The following is a 15,980-nucleotide window of genomic DNA, read 5'->3' as shown; positions in this document are numbered from 1 at the left end:
TGTTGCTCTCTTAACCACGGCGAGTCATCTGGTGACGCACCAACAATATAACGGGCAGTGTACCTGCTAAAACAATCATTAGCGCGGCGATAGCACCTTCTTCATAGGTCCCGCGGGCCGCTTCTGCATACAGCAGAGTGGCCAGCGTTTCGAAATTTACCGGGCGCAACAGCAGCGTTGTTGGCAGTTCTTTCATCGCATCGGCAAAAACCAGCAATGCGCTGCTCACTAATGCCGGACGCAGTAACGGAAAATGAACGCGGGCAAATGTTCCGGCACCGTTTTCGCCGAGCAATCGTGAAGCCTGTTCGAGTGACGGCGGGATGCGGCCCAGACCGGAGTCCAGCGCGCCGATGGCAATTGCCTGGAAACGCATCGCGCAGCAAATGACCAACAAAATACCGGCAGACATCAGCGGTAACCCGCGAATATCCAGTAAGTCGGCCAGCCAACGATCGACAGCCATCGCTGGGGGCAAAAAACCAATCGCCAGAATCGTTCCGGGCACCGCATAACCGAGGGAGGCCAGACGCATCACGCCACGACGAAAGCCAGGCATCGCGTTGTCTGCTGCGCTATGGCGTGCGCTCCAGGCCACCAGCAAGCTGACGCAAATCACCACCAGCGTGGTGCCTGCTGCCAGCAAGAGCGTATTTTGTAATGCTGAAAGCAACGAGGCGGAAAGGGGGCTCGTGTCCCCTAAGCGTTTGGCACTTTCCCACATCAAAAAGAGAACCGGGGCCACAAAGCCCAATATAACCGGTAGCGAAATGACCGCGCCGAGTAGCCAGCCACGCCAGCCGGGCACGCGAGTGGGTTGGATTTCCCGCAGGCTTCGGCTGCTGAATCCTTGCTTTCTGCGCCCGTAAAATTCCAGCGTCAGAATGAAGAAGATAAACATCAGCATCATGCAGGCGATTTGTGCGGCGGCGGATAAATCAGAGCGAGAGATCCACGTGGTGTAGACGGTAACGGTTAACGTTTGTACGCCGAGGAACTCCGATGCACCAATATCGTTGAGCGTTTCCAGAAGTGCCAGGCTGATGCCGACAGCCAGTGCCGGGCGCGCCATTGGCAGGGCGACCCGGAAGAACGTCCCGGCAGCGCTGCATCCCAGCGTGCGGGCAGCCTCAAGTAAATGGGCCGGTTGACTGATAAAGGTGGCGCGGGTCGTCAGGTAGACGTAAGGATAGAGCACTAAACCGAGCAAAATAATCGCGCCGGAAAGCGAACGCAAATCCGGTAGCCGGAACTGCCGTGGACTGTCAAAGCCCAGCAGGAAGCGGATAAAGGTTTGCAGAGGGCCAATTGGATGCAGTAGATCGAGCCAGGCAAAGGCGACGATGTAGGTTGGCATCGCCAGCGGCAGCAGCAACGCCCAACTGAGGATCTTACGTCCAGGAAAGTCCCATGCTGTGATGGCCCAGGCGCTGCCTACGCCAATCACGCCAACCAGCACTGCCACACCGGCTAACAGCAGTACGGTATTTTTTAATGCTGCAGGCAGCACAAACGTAATGAGATTGTCCCAGTGCGATAAATCCGACTGGGTAGCTTGCCAGATAAGCGCAATGATGGGAGTCAGGACGCCAAGCGCAATGCAAAGCGCCCCAAGGTGCAACGGCGTTAATAATGACTGCGGCCCGGAAACTAGGCCGCGTAACGTCGGAAACTGTAGAAGTTTATTGATCGAATCCAACTTTATCTACCAGCAGACTTGCTTGTTTACGGTATTTCACAATTTCGGTTAACGGAATTTTATCGACATCGATCTCACCAATTGTGGCGTTGATCACCGGATCGAGAGTGACACCTTTCAGTACCGGGTATTCGAAGTTCGCTTTTGCGTACTGCTGCTGGGCAGGTGCGGAAACCAGATATTCCATCAACTTAACGGCATCGGCTTTATTGGGGGCATAGCGTGCTACTGCCGCGCCGCTGATATTGACGTGCGTGCCGCCATTTTCAAAGGTTGGCTTAACGACTTTAATTGCATCGCCCCACTGACGTGCATCGCTGCCTTCTTTGGCGTTTTTCATATGGCCGACGTAATAGGAGTTCGCCAGGCCAATATCGCAAATACCCCCGAGGATATCGCGGGCAACGTCACGGTCGCCGCCAGTCGCTTTACGTGCCAGATTCGCTTTCACGCCACGCAGCCATTCTTCCGTTTTTGCTTCGCCGTGATGGGCAATCATCGCGGCGATCAGCGCCGTATTGTACGGATGCTGACCGGAACGAATACAAACCTTACCTTTGTACTCGGGGCTGGCGAGCTGTTCGTAATGCCAGTTATCGATTGGCATTGACTTCTCGGCGTACAACACTCGCGCACGCATTGACAGCGCAAACCACTGATTATCCGCACCGCGGAGATTGGCCGGAATAGCCGCTTTCAGTGCTTCTGACTCCACGGGTTGTGTCACACCCGCTTCGACTAAATCGATAAGGTTCCCGGCGTCAACGGTCATCAGCAGGTCGGCAGGGGAGTTTTTACCTTCCGCTTTAACACGCTCAAGCATGCCGTCCTTGATATAGACCGTGCTGACTTTTATACCGCTGGTTTTCGTCCAGCTATCAAGCAGGGGCTGAATCAGGCCCGGTTCACGGGTGGTATACAGCGTTAACGCATCCTGGGCGAAAGCCGGCAGGCTGACAGAGAGGACGAGAGCAGAAGCAAGCGTGATACGGCGCAGTCCAGTGCGAGGCAGAGCATTCATCGTTTATATCCCAGCGTAATTGGAACGTACAGTGACCCGGGCAGGGGCTCATTTTTTGCCTGCGTACAATAAATGATAATCACTAGCAATTACAATCATTGCAAAGTGTAAATAATTTACATTTACATAACTTTAATCAACGGTGTGAAGTGGCCTGTCCCTGTTATGGATAAGATATTTAGCATCCATGAATACACTGGGTCGCCGGCTGCCTGGCGTTACCAGGCGTAATCACTTAAGCCCGCGTAATAAACGAGACAAAGTGATTAAGTACCCGGCTGACTTCGCGGCTTTTTAGCCATATCATCATGGTGTTCACTTTACCTATCTGTGGCGTAATCATATGACTGCGGACAGGGAAGTTATTCTCATACTGTCTGACAACATTTTCCGGCAACAGCGCAATCCCCATCCCGGCACTCACACAGCCAAGGATCGCCTGAAAAGAGCCAAATTCCAGAGGATCGGCGTAATCGACCCCCTGTAGGCGCAGCCATTCTCCCAGGCGGGAGCGATAGTTGCACCCTTTAACAAAAACCAGCGGCCTTGTCACCTGGAGGTCAGCGCCAGTAATGACATTCTGGTGCTCTGCCGCTGTTACCAGTACCAGCGTTTCCTGACATAACACGTGTGATTGCAGGGGCGAATTTTCCATATGCAGTCCCTGATGATCGGCAACGAATGCGATTTCCAGTTCATTGTTCAGAATGTGTTGCACCAGCGCCTCAGTAGGGGAGGTTTTCAGGTTTAACTCAATGGAAGGCATTTCGCGGTGGAAATTCGCCAGTATCGAAGGGAGACGTACCGCTGCGGTCGTTTCCATTGCACCAATTCGCAATGGCCCCGCCACTTTTGTTCCCAGCATCGACAATTCTGCTTCCTCTAACAACGCCAAAATTTTGTTGGCGTAACGCAGAAGCAGTTCGCCCTCAGGGGTAATGTAGAGTCGATTTTTCTCGCGCACAAACAGAGAGACATCAAGGCTGGCTTCCAGCTGTTTAAGGCGGGTTGTGACATTCGAAGAAACGCAGTTCAGACTACGTGCAGCAGCGGATATGGAGCCCGTTTCCGCCACCGTTTTAAACAAGTTCAGAGAGGTACTGTTCATAGAAGCATCACTCAAAGTGAATGTTTTCGTTATTTTTATTAACTTTTTATTATCATTTCCTTGTGTAAGATAACAATCAAACTTAATTCGTCTTTTGAGGCCAAAATATGGATCTCGATCACAGTGCTGTTGGCCTCCGTCAGTTGAGTACTGCTGTATTTGGTATGATCGTCTTGACCTTAGGAATGGGCATTGGGCGCTTTTTATATACGCCTATGCTCCCGCTTATGCTTCATGAAGGACTGTTTACCTTTTCACAATTATCCATAATTGCCAGCGCCAACTACGCAGGTTACCTTGTTGGCAGCCTCCTTTTCTCTTTTGGTATTTTTAGCGCTGTCAATAAGTTAAGAGTGTTGTTACTGGTCTCAGCACTACTTACCGTCGTGCTGATTTTTTTGATGGCAAAAGTGACCCAGCCAGAAATTATTTTGTTAATCAGGTTCCTCGCAGGTGTGGCAAGCGCGGGAATGATGATATTTGGTTCAATGCTGGTCCTTCAGCATACTCATAACCCTTTTGTTATCGCCTCTTTGTTTTCGGGCGTAGGAATGGGCATTTTTATCGGCAATGAATATGTCATTGCTGGCGTATCCTACGCCTTAAATTCACATGTGTTGTGGATTGGCGCAGCCATAGTTTCAGCGATACTTTTCGTCATACTGACGATGCTATTGCCGAAAGATAAGTATATGATCTCCTCAGTAAAAGCTGCCGCAGGTGCGGAGTCGGATATCCAGTGGTGGAATTTAGCCTTACTGTATGGCCTGGCGGGGTTCGGTTATATCATTGTCGCCACGTATTTGCCGTTAATGGCCTGGGGGGGTGGCAACACTTTTTTAGCCGACCATATCTGGTCTATTGTCGGCCTTGCTGTTATTCCTGGCTGCTATGGCTGGCTCTGGGCTGCTCGCAAATGGAATATATTATCCTGCCTGAGCGTTAACTTAATTGTGCAAGCGAGTTGCGTAGTCATGGCCATATTTATTAACTCGCCACTGCTGTTAACCATTAGTTGTATTGGATTTGGCGGCACATTTATGGGTACAAGCTCTTTGGTCATGCCGCTGGCTAGAAAAATAAGCGCACCCGAGAAGATTAATCTCCTCGGTCTTGTTACGCTGACATATGGGATAGGGCAAATCCTCGGCCCATTAGTTGTCAGTGTCTTTCAGAGTAATAAAAATGGGATGACCTACTCCATATTGCTGGGGGCAGCCTCGTTATTTATCGCAGCAGCGATTAGTTATTGGCAATACAACAAAGTTAAATATTCTGGAAAATAATGATAATAGTTATATTCCAGCTAATAACCTTAATAGTTCTTGCGGCAGAACTCGTTTTCAAAAGCAGTATGACTCTGTTCTGCTGTTTAACGGGTTTGCGCTCTTCTCTCTGTGCGCATTTCCCATAATTATCTGGTTTACAGGAGTTTTTATGCCCTATGTAAATATTAAGATCACCAATGAAGGTGTTACCGATAAACAAAAGAAACAGCTGATGGAAGGTGTTACTCAGCTACTGGTGGATGTGCTTAACAAAAATCCTGACACCACTATTGTGGTTATTGACGAAGTCGATACTGATAACTGGGGAATTGGTGGCGTACCGGTGACCGAATTGCGTGAAAAAGCCAGCAAAGAGTGAATCTGATGGCGGGGGGCGTGGGCTCCTCGCCTGATATCAGTTTGTGATAGAACAATTGACCTGGAGAGGGCGTCGATGAGAGTGTTGGCAGGTATTATCCTCTGTTTTCTCGTCGGGCAGGGATTCACGTTCTGTAATGTTCCACTGGGTATGATGTTTGGTGCCCTCTTTACCGTGATTATACTTAAGCGGGTTGGGATCTCCGTAACCTCAATGCCGGGGAGTATAACGGTCATCCAGCTTTCTCTCGGTATCTCAATCGGGATGATGTTTAGGGATTTTTCATATGGTGAACATCGCCAGTTCAGTCTTTTTTTTGCTCTGTTATTACTTTGCTTATCTTTGCAATTTACCTTGAGCTACTTCTGGTGTGTGCGGCGGTTGGGCTGGAGTAAAGAAGAGGCGCTTTTGGGTGCGGTGCCCGGAGCGATGGCGGCGGTGCTGGCGCTAGCCTCCCATATTAAGACTCCGCCACAAAAGATTGTTATCTCGCATTCTCTGCGTCTCATTACCCTGACGTTTCTGGCTGGCTATATCACCCGTGGCGCATCCGTAGATATTCTGGCATCGACTCCAGCCGTTTTTTTCTCCGGCCACAATCTGCTGTGGTTGGTGGGAATGGTAGTAGCAGGATATATAACGGGGAACTTCCTAGAGCGCTTACATTTTCCGGCGCCCTATATGATCACCTCGCTGATCTGCGCGGCGGCGTTGCACACTTTATCCTCGCAGCCGCTCACTTTTCCCGATCTCTTCAACCAGCTTAGCATGGTGTTGATGGGGATCGTGCTGGGGCACCATTTTACGACGTTTTCTATGGCTGAATTTGGCCGTCATCTCTGGTCATCGGCTCAGCTTGTCTTGATAGGGGTAGGGGCGACGGTATTCATGGCATTTATCTCCGCGCGTTTGCTGGACTATCCTTTCCCGGTGTTAATGCTCTCCTGGGTGCCTGGCAGCGTGGAATCGATGTCATTTGCTGCGCTGGCGTTAAAAGCAGATGCGAGTTTTGTTATGGCTAACCACATTATTCGTATGCTGATTATTCATACAGTACCTGCATTGGTGTTATTTCGAAAAAGGCAGATAAGAGTAGGTTAACAACCGCAGACGAAAGCCAGCCTGGCCTGAGATGGGCCATCCCATGCCTCAAGCACGTCGGTCAAACTATGCTCCAGTTTGAGCTCTCGACTCAGACCTTCAATTGATATGGGCACCCGGAGCGGTAAGCGACTGGAGCGTATACCCAAAGTCGTAGTGAATGAAGTGCTGGTCCGACTGGAAGCCATTCTGGCCTGATGCTTTAGTCGCAATTCCATAATAACAAAAAGCCTGCTCAAGTTTCCTTAAGCAGGCTTCTTAAATATGGCTCCTCCGACTGGATGCGATATCTAATGTATCCAATTGAATATTAATAAGTTAAATTTCAAAAATTAAAATGAGGCCCTCAAAAAAGCCCCAAATGTAATCCCTGTTTTAAAATGTGATATAGGTCACGCTGTAGTAAACAAATATAACTAATCGGCTTAGTGTCAGAAGTGGGTTTATCAAATCTAAATTTACCGGGCTTATCCCTTTTAACATGCAAAAATATCTACCAATATTACTGTGTAAATACACAGCATTACTGGCTGGGTAACATTTGAACAACATGCAAATCACCAATATTGCCGAAGTGTGATAACAGATCATTGATCTATGCTGAACTTGGTTTGCACAGGGTAAGGTGCTAACCTTTAATTCCGAACCTTGTGACAGATATGGAAAATATGTTCAGTTCAATAGATTTACACCGCAAACAACCAGATGTAACTTTAGAGCAACATGTAAGAAGAAAACGACTTGAGCTTGGGATAGAAGTTACAAATAAGTATAAAATTTATTTGGATTTACGGTTTTGGATACTTCTTAGAGAAGTTGAGCTTGGACGAAATAACAATCAAAATTTAATTCAACTCCTTCATCGTATTAAATGTCTGGTTGATGATGGTGTGGGCATTTGTCCTATATCTGAAACTGTCTATGTTGAGCTTATGAAACAGAGTGACAACAAAACAAGACTTGCCACTGCAAAATTAATAGATCGCCTAAGTCTTGGTGTCACACTTATTGTTAATCCAGCAAGGATTAATCAGGAATTATGTAGTGCCATTTATTCTCTGGCTGGTGCTGAAAACCTTATCCCATTAGAATATTTAGTATGGACGAAACTAAGTAATATATTTGGTGAAATCCACCCACATCAAACATCTTTTGGATTATCCGAAGAGTTAGTTATTCAAAAGTCTTTTTTTGATCATATGTGGAATGTTTCACTCACAGAAATGATGAATTATATCGATTTCGAAAGTTGGAAACAATCAGATTGGCAAAAAACAGCAGATAACCTTAACTTAGGAAATAAAGAAAATGCTAGCGAAATTAAAAGTTATCAACATGCATATCGTATTGAATTTGAGGGTGGATTAAGCCTCTTCAAAGAGGAGTTACAGCAACTATTTAAGAATGCCGATAATGCAGGATATAACAAACTTGAAGTCAATAGCGAAAATCTTTCTGAGCAAGAGCGATTTAGAAAATTTTCAAAATTAGTTCGAACGCTGCATATAAGCGCTTGTTGTTATGCAGCAGTAAGATGGGACCAAAAACGCAAGCTTACAGGTAATGATCTTCTTGATTTCCATCATGCCGAAGCAGCTCTAGGATATTGTGATTTATTTTTGACTGAAAATCCTTTGAAGACTTTAGTAAGTCAGAAAAATTTAGAATTACGACATGATTTTTCATGTATTGTTGAATCATCAGTCATTGGAGGGCTCAACGTTCTGGATGCCAGAAAAGGCTGACAAGGGTGTAGCTATGAAAATATTTGCCCACCCGCTAATTCTAATCGTGAACAATATACTACAAAATCACTTAGGTAGGGATTGTGCAACAACATTCCCTAATTGCACTGGCAGCGGTATCAATATCTCCCAGTAGGGCTGGTACCCTGGCCGTAACTCATATGTTTCACTGCACCAATATGACATGGCATTTCGTTCGACTTGCCACATATTACCTGTAATATTCAACAGGTTCATATCCCCTCTATGAACCTGGCCTTCATATTCTAATTCAAATATTTTATAAGGGGAATTCCAGTTAGTTGTGCGCCTAAAATTTTCTGCACTTTCTATGCTGTCAGATGCAAACATACAGCAAAATCTTGTTGTTTTATGCGGAAAGTGGTGCCTCCGAATTAGTTCAAATATGAACTCAATGGCAACAGATGTAGAATTAGCGTTGTTAACTAGCGAACTATTTAGATAATGATTTCCATGCCGTGAAACAGGAAATTGCATAAGGATTCCATTATCATCTCGTAACCAATCATTTGGGCTTGTTATTTGATGTGTAAATGTTTGTCCAGGATGACACTGAGCCGTTCTGTCAAGGGTGTAATAGGTTGTCATAAGCATCTATTAATCATTTTTTAAAGAAAAGCAATTCTATCATTGCGTTGCATACAATGTCTTGATTATGTATTACAAAATAATTAGATGCTTTTGCAATCAGGACAATCTCCAGATACTGCAAAAATTTATGATTGCGCCAAACCCTGAAAAATATGCATACATCTGCACCAGTATCGTCCCTTTCAGTCCTTTCCGGTCTGGCGCTGTTACCCTTAGCGAACCTTTACCCCTTCGTCCTTTTTCCTTTACTGGCAGATCACATCATGATTGCACCAGAACAGAAAATTATTCCTCTTCCCGCCGCCCGTAAACCTGTACCACATACCGCCCACGCCCGTCGCCGTGGCCCAAATCCATTGAGGTCAGCGCCAGTACTTCTTTATCGCTGAATCCCTGCGCCTGATGGTGGCGGAGCGCATCCTGCGCCCACGCATAGCGCAGTGAGTGCGGGGTATAATTCCCCGTCAGTCCGGCTTCAGCGAGCGCTCCCCGCCAGTAATTCATGGCTTTCTGGAGATTCGGCTGTTCGATCAGCCTACCGTCACGTTGCTCTGCGACAGATAAGGCATTATCCAGCGCTTTTTTGACTGCGCCAGCATCAAGAATAACGGTTTCGCGCGGACGATGGCCTTTGGTGCCAAACACCACGGTTAAGCGGGTTTCGCCGCGCTCCAGCGCCTGTTTCCACGTTTTCAGTGACTGACAGCACTGAACCGCTTCCTGCGAGCGCAACCCCATCAGCCTTGTCAGTTCCAGCGTTACCGCCAGCCCTGCATCTTTATCGCGGACGGCTTCCAGTACATTGCTGTAATACTCCGCCGTGATGGCCCGGTTGGTGCCGTTACGCGATGCGCCAGCCAGCCCTAATGCTTTATTGGTCAGTCGCTCATGTTCGGCTACCTGCTTACGTCCGGCCTGTTGCAGTACGCCACGCAGTGCGGCCATTTCATTTTGCAGCGTCCGTTTGCCAATCTGCTGCGCCAGCCGCGCCTGAATGTAGCATTCAATATGACGAACCTTGATCTGCTCCACCCGCTGGATCTGGATATTCAGAGAGCGTAAATGGTGGCTGAACCGCTGCACGATATGAATGCGATCATCCACCGTTTTAAAACTGCCGCCAGCCTTTTTCGCCAGCGCCTTCATTTCACCGCCTAATTTGCCCATAGCTACCCCTTGCCGCTGTTAAAAAGCACAATCTGGCCCCGGCGTATGCTGTGTGGCTGCGCCAGAACGATACCTTCACGCCGGGGTGGCAGGTTGTTGAGGTGTAGGGAGTTTCAGACTGTACGCGGTACAGGCTGCCTGCCGTAGCAGGAAATTCTCCGGGGCGTCATGCCCCCCTCGGTATCGATCTTTTTCTCCTTTTCTGAACCGACAGCGGCCTGAAAACGGCGTGTCAGTGTGGGGGATTGAGGGCGCAGGCCAGATTTTCCGTGGCTTGCGTTGGCGTGGTGGAACGGCGTCACTTGTGTCCGCGATACGGGACTCAAGTGACGCCCAGTCAGGTGTCGTGCCCTGAAAGAGCACATTCTGGTGCAGTTTTACGGTCACGCGGCAGCAAAGCCTTACGGCAAATGCAGGCCGCAGCCCGTAAAGTAAAAGGCGCTGGTGTGGCAGCAGATGCAGGATTTACCGAAAAGTTTCCGGCGCGGTGCAGCATCGACCAGTGGACTGGTGCAGGTAAAAGGCGCTGAAATTCAGCAGGTATAAGTGGGCCTGGAAATCGGGTGATTTCCGACAAGGTGGAACAGTAGCCAGCGAACTGGCGCAGTAAAAGGATGTAGCGTGTATAACTTCGGGCCTCCGCCGCGATGTTCTGCGACCCGGTGTTTGCAGAGGTTAGCACCGGTAAAGGGATCAACCGTCCTGATAACAGGTGCTTCTTTCAGGTTGTGAAGCAAAGGGAGCTGTCGACGACAGCATATTGCAGGAGGGAGATTACACCCGGTTTATGAGGATGAAAAGGGGAAATCTTTTTTCTGGAAATTGAGTTGTTTGTGGATTTTTTCGTCATTTTGTGAATGACAGTCTGCCGCGCTTCGCTTGTCTTCTCCCGCTCTTCCGCCAGCAGAGCTGACAGAAGAGCGGGAGAGTCGGTTTAGCTTCAACGGTATTCCGGCTTGCGATAACGGGACGGCCAGATTTGCTCAGGAGCAACACCTAACTTTTCAGCTATCAGTCTCTCACCTTTGGGCCAGTGCCTTATCAGCGCATTCGCCAGCGTGGAGGATGCCAGCCCCGCCTGACGGGAAAGTGCAGAAAGCGACGTTCCCCGCTTTTTAAGCGCCGCGATAATGTCGGCAGAATGCCAGTCCTGCGGCATCATGCTGCCACCCCGTCAATAAATTTTACGCCTTCAGGAGTGCGCAGCCAGCGTGGGGCTTTCATTTCCGCCGCGAAGTAGTTGAGCAGGTCATACAACAGCCAGCTAAGGAATTTCTCCGTTTCAGAGGAAAATCCCTGTCCTGCCAGCGTTTGGGTCAGGGCGAGGCAGTAGTTGCAAATTTCGGTACATTCAGGTTCGAAGCGGGGGATACTGACGGGAAGGGTATCGACGGTCAGGCTTTCAACAAGATGGGGCGGGACGGGGTCTAGCAGCGTGGGCTGGAGCAGCGTCAGGCAGGTATTGATCCTGCCGCAGAGCGCCATTTTTAACGCTATATCGTTACTTTCAATCAGGGTTTCGGCGAAATTTTCGCAGTGGCTGGCAAGGACGGTGAAATCCGTGGCGGCGTTGAAGGAAATGTTGAGTAACGGGTGAGTCTGGTTGAGGGTTGTAGCCATAGGCAACCTCCAGTGAGAAGAAAATTATTCCCACCACCAGAGAGGTCAATCTCATGGGTGGTGGAACCGGACGGGGTTGACCTTACCGGCCTCACTGACACCGGCGCGCTTTGCAGCGCCCCCGCCCGGCCCACCATTGAGGTGCAGCAGAACGCACGACACAAAAAAAGCGCAGACGCGCCTTTGTGTCGTCAGTGAAGTATTTTCAGGAGGTCAATCCCGGCACCTGAATTTGCAAGTGCGAGTAAAAGATACCGCGATTAGCCGCCAACATCAAGAGACACTCTGGAAGGCCGATCGCAGAAAATAAAAAACCCCACTGGTGAGGTGGGGTTCTTTATTTTTCGCTCTCAGGCTACAGGTGGCAGTCTGAGCGACATTGCGTGATAATACAACCTGACAGGGAAAGTCTAACCTGCTTCAATGACCATTGCAAATGCAACCACAGAAATTATAATACCAGCCGTCAGGTTGTCACGCTTCAGACCAAGCCGATTTCAAGCCCTGACTGCCGGACGGGTGGTGCCGCAGGCGGTGCCCCGGTCTGGAGCGTGATAATATAACCTGATAATTGTAAACCCGCTCTGACAGGCAATGTAAGGGTAAAGTGCGGGTGTTGCGCTCCTTTTAAAAGGAGAGCGAATGGACACGTTGATGCGTAAGCTGATTGTGCTCATTGCCGTACTGGAGCTGTTACTGGCTCTGCTACGGTTGATTGATCTGCTGAAATAATTCACGGATTGAAACGCACTTAAGGGGAAACACCCGTTTCCCCTTTAATAAAGTCTTTGTATTACGATACTTTTTTCAGCCGACTGGCAAACTGATACGGTGAAATATACCCGCCAGTGTTCGCATCCAGATAATCCGCCCACCACTGCATCATCGCGATCCGTTCCTCCAGATATTCCGCTTTATGGATATAGGCGGCGCGAACGCTGTTTCTTTCCTGATGGCTCATCTGCTTTTCAATGGCTTCTTTGCTCCACAGTCCCGACTCACTCAGTGCGCTGCACGCCATCGCCCGGAAGCCGTGGCCGCAGACCTCTTTTTTGGTGTCGTAACCCATCACGCGCAACGCCTTATTAACGGTGTTGTCGCTCATGCATTTATCCTGATCGTATTCGCCGGGGAAGACAAACACCAGATGGCCGGAAAGTGCTTCAACCTGCTTTAATATCGCGATAGCCTGATCGGACAGCGGAACGATATGCTGTGTTTTCATTTTTGTGCCGCGGTGAGAAAACTTGACGCTCTCTATCTGCTCCCGCTCTTCCGGGATCACCCATAATTTCTGCTGCCAGTCGATTTCACTCCAGCGGGCAAAACGCAACTCGCTTGAGCGTACGAAGAACAGCAGCGACAGCTTAAGCGCATATTTCGTCAGCAGTCTGCCGCAGTAACTGTCCGTCCAGGATAATAGTTCAGGCAACTTATCCAGCGGCAGGGCCGGGTAATGGCTGGTTTCCGGTGGAGTAAACTCACCGCCCAGATCCAGCGCCGGGTTTGATTTGATTAACTGCTTTTTCACCGCATAGCGCATGATTTCGGTGACATAGTTTTTCAGTCGTGCAGTGATTTCCAGAAAACCTTTGTTCTCCACTTTGCGCAGGGTGAATAACAGCGTCTCCGTGGTGATCTGATCGATAAGGCAGTCCCCGATATCCGGGAAAACATACATTTCCAGCCTGCGCTGAATGGTGTTTGCATAATGTTCAGACCAGCGCCTGTGCTCGCCGTGCCAGTTCATGGCGATCTGGCTGAACGTATGCCCGTTTTTCTTTTTCTGCTGCGCAATTTTCTTGTCAGCAGAGGGATCAACTCCTTCACGTACTTTCGCACGTGCGGCATCGCGTAACTGTCGTGCCTTAAAGAGAGAAACGTCCGGGTAGGGGCCAAAGGCCAGCTTTTTCTCTTTCCCGTCGATGCGGTACTTCATGTACCAGAGTTTCGAGCCGTTGGGTTTAATCAGCAGGTACAGTCCTGAACTGTCTGCCAGTTTGAAGGGTTTTTCAGTGGGTTTAGTCTTGCGGATAGCGGTATCTGTTAATGCCATAGCGGGGGGCTCCATTTTCTCACCGAACCGTGAGGCCCCCGATTAAGCCCCCAAAAACTATGGATGTCAAGAAACCCGGCAATCCTTCACAGGACAACCGGGTCAAGATAACTTCTTGTTTTTTAAACGCTTCAGGACTTATAGGAACGTCATGAAACTAAAATTTGGCTCCTCTGACTGGACTCGAACCAGTGACATACGGATTAACAGTCCGCCGTTCTACCGACTGAACTACAGAGGAATCGTTGTGGAGGCTTATCTTAGCGGCGAAAAAACTTTTGTCAAACCCCAATTCCTACATTGGGGATCAATTGGTGCTTCTCTCGACAGTTTGTTGCATTTACAGACATTTTAAATGGAAAAAACTTTGCAGCTTTTTTGATTCTCCCTCATCATTTGAAATGAGGTTTCAACTTTCTTCATTAAGGTCCACTTTGAACGTCTCCGCAGCCTTACGCCAGGTCGCATCCCGCACGCCCTGGTATGCCAAACGCAAGCGTTATAAAGTTCTCTTTTGGCGCGAAATTACCCCGCTTGCTGTCCCCATTTTTCTGGAAAACACCTGTGTACTCTTGATGGGAGTACTGAGCACCTTCCTGGTGAGCTGGTTGGGTAAAGAAGCTATGGCAGGCGTCGGACTCGCCGACAGCTTCAACATGGTCATCATGGCATTTTTCGCCGCCATCGACCTTGGCACGACGGTGGTGGTTGCTTTTAGTCTCGGAAAGCGCGATCGCCGACGCGCCAGAGCCGCAGCCAGACAATCACTGGTTATCATGACGATATTTGCTGTCGTACTGGCGGCGGTGATTCACTATTTCGGTGAGCAGATTATTGATGTCGTTGCAGGAGAAGCCACCCCTGATGTAAAAGCACTGGCACTTACCTATCTGGAATTAACAGTGCTCAGCTACCCTGCGGCGGCAATTGCGTTAATTGGCAGCGGCGCACTGCGCGGTGCCGGAAATACCAAAATACCGTTATTGATTAACGGTGGTATGAATATCCTGAACATTATTATCAGTAGCATCCTGATCTACGGCATTTTTTCCTGGCAAGGGCTGGGATTCGTCGGCGCAGGTCTGGGGTTGACGATTTCACGTTACATTGGTGCCATCGCCATTATATGGGTGCTGATGATTGGATTTAACCCAGCGCTGCGCATTCCCCTGAAGAGCTATTTTAAGCCGCTGAATCTTGCCATCATCTGGGAAGTCATGGGGATTGGTATTCCTGCCAGTATAGAGTCAGTCCTGTTTAACGGTGGCAAGTTACTTACGCAGATGTTTGTTTCGGGTATGGGTACCAGCGTAATTGCCGGTAACTTCATTGCCTTTTCGATAGCGGCACTGATCAACCTGCCGGGAAACGCTTTAGGTTCCGCGTCTACTATCATTACCGGCAGACGTCTGGGAAATGGACAGATTGCTCAGGCGGAAATCCAGTTGCGGCATGTATTCTGGCTCTCCACAATCGGATTAACCGCCATCGCCTGGCTAACCGCCCCGTTTGCTGGCGTGATGGCTTCGTTTTACACCCACGATCAGGATGTAAAAGAGGTCATTGTCATCCTGATTTGGCTGAACGCGGCATTTATGCCGATATGGGCAGCATCATGGGTTCTTCCTGCTGGATTTAAAGGTGCGCGTGACGCCCGTTTCGCTATGTGGGTCTCCATGTTGGGAATGTGGGGCTGTCGTGTTGTCGCCGGCTACACCCTCGGGATCGTATTAGGCTGGGGTGTCGTTGGCGTCTGGATGGGGATGTTCTTCGACTGGGCAGTACGGGCCGCGTTATTTTACTGGCGTATGGTCACAGGCCGTTGGCTGTGGAAATACCCTCGTCCTGAACGTGAAAAGTGTATAAAACAACCGTCTGCGTCTGAATAAGCGACGAAATGAAGAATATTTCAGCAAACGATCGCAAATATCCATTCAGGCTTTGACAATGCAGACAGGCATCGCTAATATTCGCCCCGTTCACACGATTCCTCTGTAGTTCAGTCGGTAGAACGGCGGACTGTTAATCCGTATGTCACTGGTTCGAGTCCAGTCAGAGGAGCCAAATTCCGATTCTTACGCTTCCTTATGAATCCTTATTCGATTGTGATTCAATAAGTTAGCGTAAAAATCTTTCCCGATGCGTATCTGGTTATCCCTCCGCATCCGGTTAATTTGGTGGTCAGATTTGGGGTCAGATTGGTT

12 protein-coding genes, 2 tRNA genes and 1 pseudogene are annotated in these 15,980 nt (G+C 49.0%); 7 read left to right on the top strand and 8 right to left on the bottom strand.

The genetic code is table 11. From position 1 onward, the window contains the following. Nucleotides 1-10 precede the first annotated feature (10 nt). The 3 genes from HV041_RS11175 to HV041_RS11165 form a co-directional block, all read right to left on the bottom strand. Nucleotides 11-1,699 carry an iron ABC transporter permease gene (locus HV041_RS11175; protein WP_121584493.1) on the bottom strand — a complete coding sequence of 563 codons (1,689 nt, stop codon included), beginning with the start codon at nucleotides 1,697-1,699 and terminating at the stop codon, nucleotides 11-13. Beyond that, nucleotides 1,683-2,720, bottom strand: coding sequence for an extracellular solute-binding protein (locus tag HV041_RS11170; RefSeq protein ID WP_048211970.1), 1,038 nt, complete (start codon nucleotides 2,718-2,720; stop codon nucleotides 1,683-1,685). Before HV041_RS11170 ends, HV041_RS11175 begins: the two co-directional genes overlap by 17 nt. A 235-nt stretch (nucleotides 2,721-2,955) precedes the next feature. Then, on the bottom strand, nucleotides 2,956-3,828 hold the full coding sequence (locus HV041_RS11165) for a LysR substrate-binding domain-containing protein (RefSeq protein WP_121584494.1): 873 nt from the start codon (nucleotides 3,826-3,828) through the stop codon (nucleotides 2,956-2,958). 107 nt (nucleotides 3,829-3,935) lie between these two features. Here HV041_RS11165 and HV041_RS11160 point away from each other — a divergent pair, with 107 nt between their 5' ends. The 5 genes and pseudogenes from HV041_RS11160 to HV041_RS11140 all read left to right on the top strand — a co-directional run bounded on the left by HV041_RS11160 (nucleotide 3,936) and on the right by HV041_RS11140 (nucleotide 8,321). Continuing rightward, on the top strand, nucleotides 3,936-5,114 hold the full coding sequence (locus tag HV041_RS11160; RefSeq protein WP_121584495.1) for an MFS transporter: 1,179 nt from the start codon (nucleotides 3,936-3,938) through the stop codon (nucleotides 5,112-5,114). Nucleotides 5,115-5,265: 151 nt separating this feature from the next. Beyond that, the gene (locus HV041_RS11155; protein WP_061067728.1) at nucleotides 5,266-5,475 is read left to right on the top strand and encodes a 4-oxalocrotonate tautomerase family protein; all 210 of its coding nucleotides are present in this window, start codon (nucleotides 5,266-5,268) and stop codon (nucleotides 5,473-5,475) included. A gap of 75 nt (nucleotides 5,476-5,550) precedes the next feature. Continuing rightward, entirely contained in the window at nucleotides 5,551-6,576 is a 1,026-nt protein-coding gene (locus HV041_RS11150) for an AbrB family transcriptional regulator (protein ID WP_121584496.1), read from the top strand. A 99-nt stretch (nucleotides 6,577-6,675) separates the two neighbouring features. After that, nucleotides 6,676-6,774, top strand: a pseudogene (locus tag HV041_RS11145) (type II toxin-antitoxin system PemK/MazF family toxin); the annotation flags it as partial. 461 nt (nucleotides 6,775-7,235) lie between these two features. After that, nucleotides 7,236-8,321 (top strand): hypothetical protein, encoded by a 1,086-nt coding sequence (locus tag HV041_RS11140; RefSeq protein ID WP_226813995.1) that lies wholly within the window; start codon nucleotides 7,236-7,238, stop codon nucleotides 8,319-8,321. Between the two features lie 897 nt (nucleotides 8,322-9,218). On the opposite strand, the gene HV041_RS11130 is transcribed toward HV041_RS11140, so the two are convergent. The 5 genes from HV041_RS11130 to HV041_RS11105 all read right to left on the bottom strand — a co-directional run bounded on the left by HV041_RS11130 (nucleotide 9,219) and on the right by HV041_RS11105 (nucleotide 14,017). Then, nucleotides 9,219-10,100 carry an integrase domain-containing protein gene (locus HV041_RS11130; RefSeq protein WP_121584498.1) on the bottom strand — a complete coding sequence of 294 codons (882 nt, stop codon included), beginning with the start codon at nucleotides 10,098-10,100 and terminating at the stop codon, nucleotides 9,219-9,221. A gap of 940 nt (nucleotides 10,101-11,040) precedes the next feature. Continuing rightward, complete coding sequence (locus HV041_RS11125; protein WP_121584500.1) at nucleotides 11,041-11,262, bottom strand: helix-turn-helix transcriptional regulator; 222 nt, start codon at nucleotides 11,260-11,262, stop codon at nucleotides 11,041-11,043. Then, nucleotides 11,259-11,720 carry a hypothetical protein gene (locus HV041_RS11120; protein WP_121584501.1) on the bottom strand — a complete coding sequence of 154 codons (462 nt, stop codon included), beginning with the start codon at nucleotides 11,718-11,720 and terminating at the stop codon, nucleotides 11,259-11,261. The genes HV041_RS11125 and HV041_RS11120 overlap by 4 nt, the downstream gene beginning before the upstream one ends. A 793-nt stretch (nucleotides 11,721-12,513) precedes the next feature. Continuing rightward, nucleotides 12,514-13,776 (bottom strand): integrase arm-type DNA-binding domain-containing protein, encoded by a 1,263-nt coding sequence (locus HV041_RS11110; protein ID WP_121584502.1) that lies wholly within the window; start codon nucleotides 13,774-13,776, stop codon nucleotides 12,514-12,516. 165 nt (nucleotides 13,777-13,941) lie between these two features. Next, a tRNA-Asn gene (locus tag HV041_RS11105) sits at nucleotides 13,942-14,017 on the bottom strand. 160 nt (nucleotides 14,018-14,177) lie between these two features. On the opposite strand from HV041_RS11105, the gene HV041_RS11100 reads away from it, so the two are divergent. Together HV041_RS11100 and HV041_RS11095 are read left to right on the top strand one after the other, a co-directional pair. Next, complete coding sequence (locus HV041_RS11100) at nucleotides 14,178-15,665, top strand: EmmdR/YeeO family multidrug/toxin efflux MATE transporter (protein ID WP_121584503.1); 1,488 nt, start codon at nucleotides 14,178-14,180, stop codon at nucleotides 15,663-15,665. 99 nt (nucleotides 15,666-15,764) lie between these two features. Continuing rightward, nucleotides 15,765-15,840, top strand: a tRNA-Asn gene (locus tag HV041_RS11095). Nucleotides 15,841-15,980: the final 140 nt, after the last annotated feature.

Source organism: Citrobacter sp. RHBSTW-00029, assembly GCF_014104295.1.
In the GTDB taxonomy this organism is placed as follows: domain Bacteria; phylum Pseudomonadota; class Gammaproteobacteria; order Enterobacterales; family Enterobacteriaceae; genus Citrobacter; species Citrobacter youngae.
This window is presented reverse-complemented; position numbering and strand designations above follow the sequence as displayed.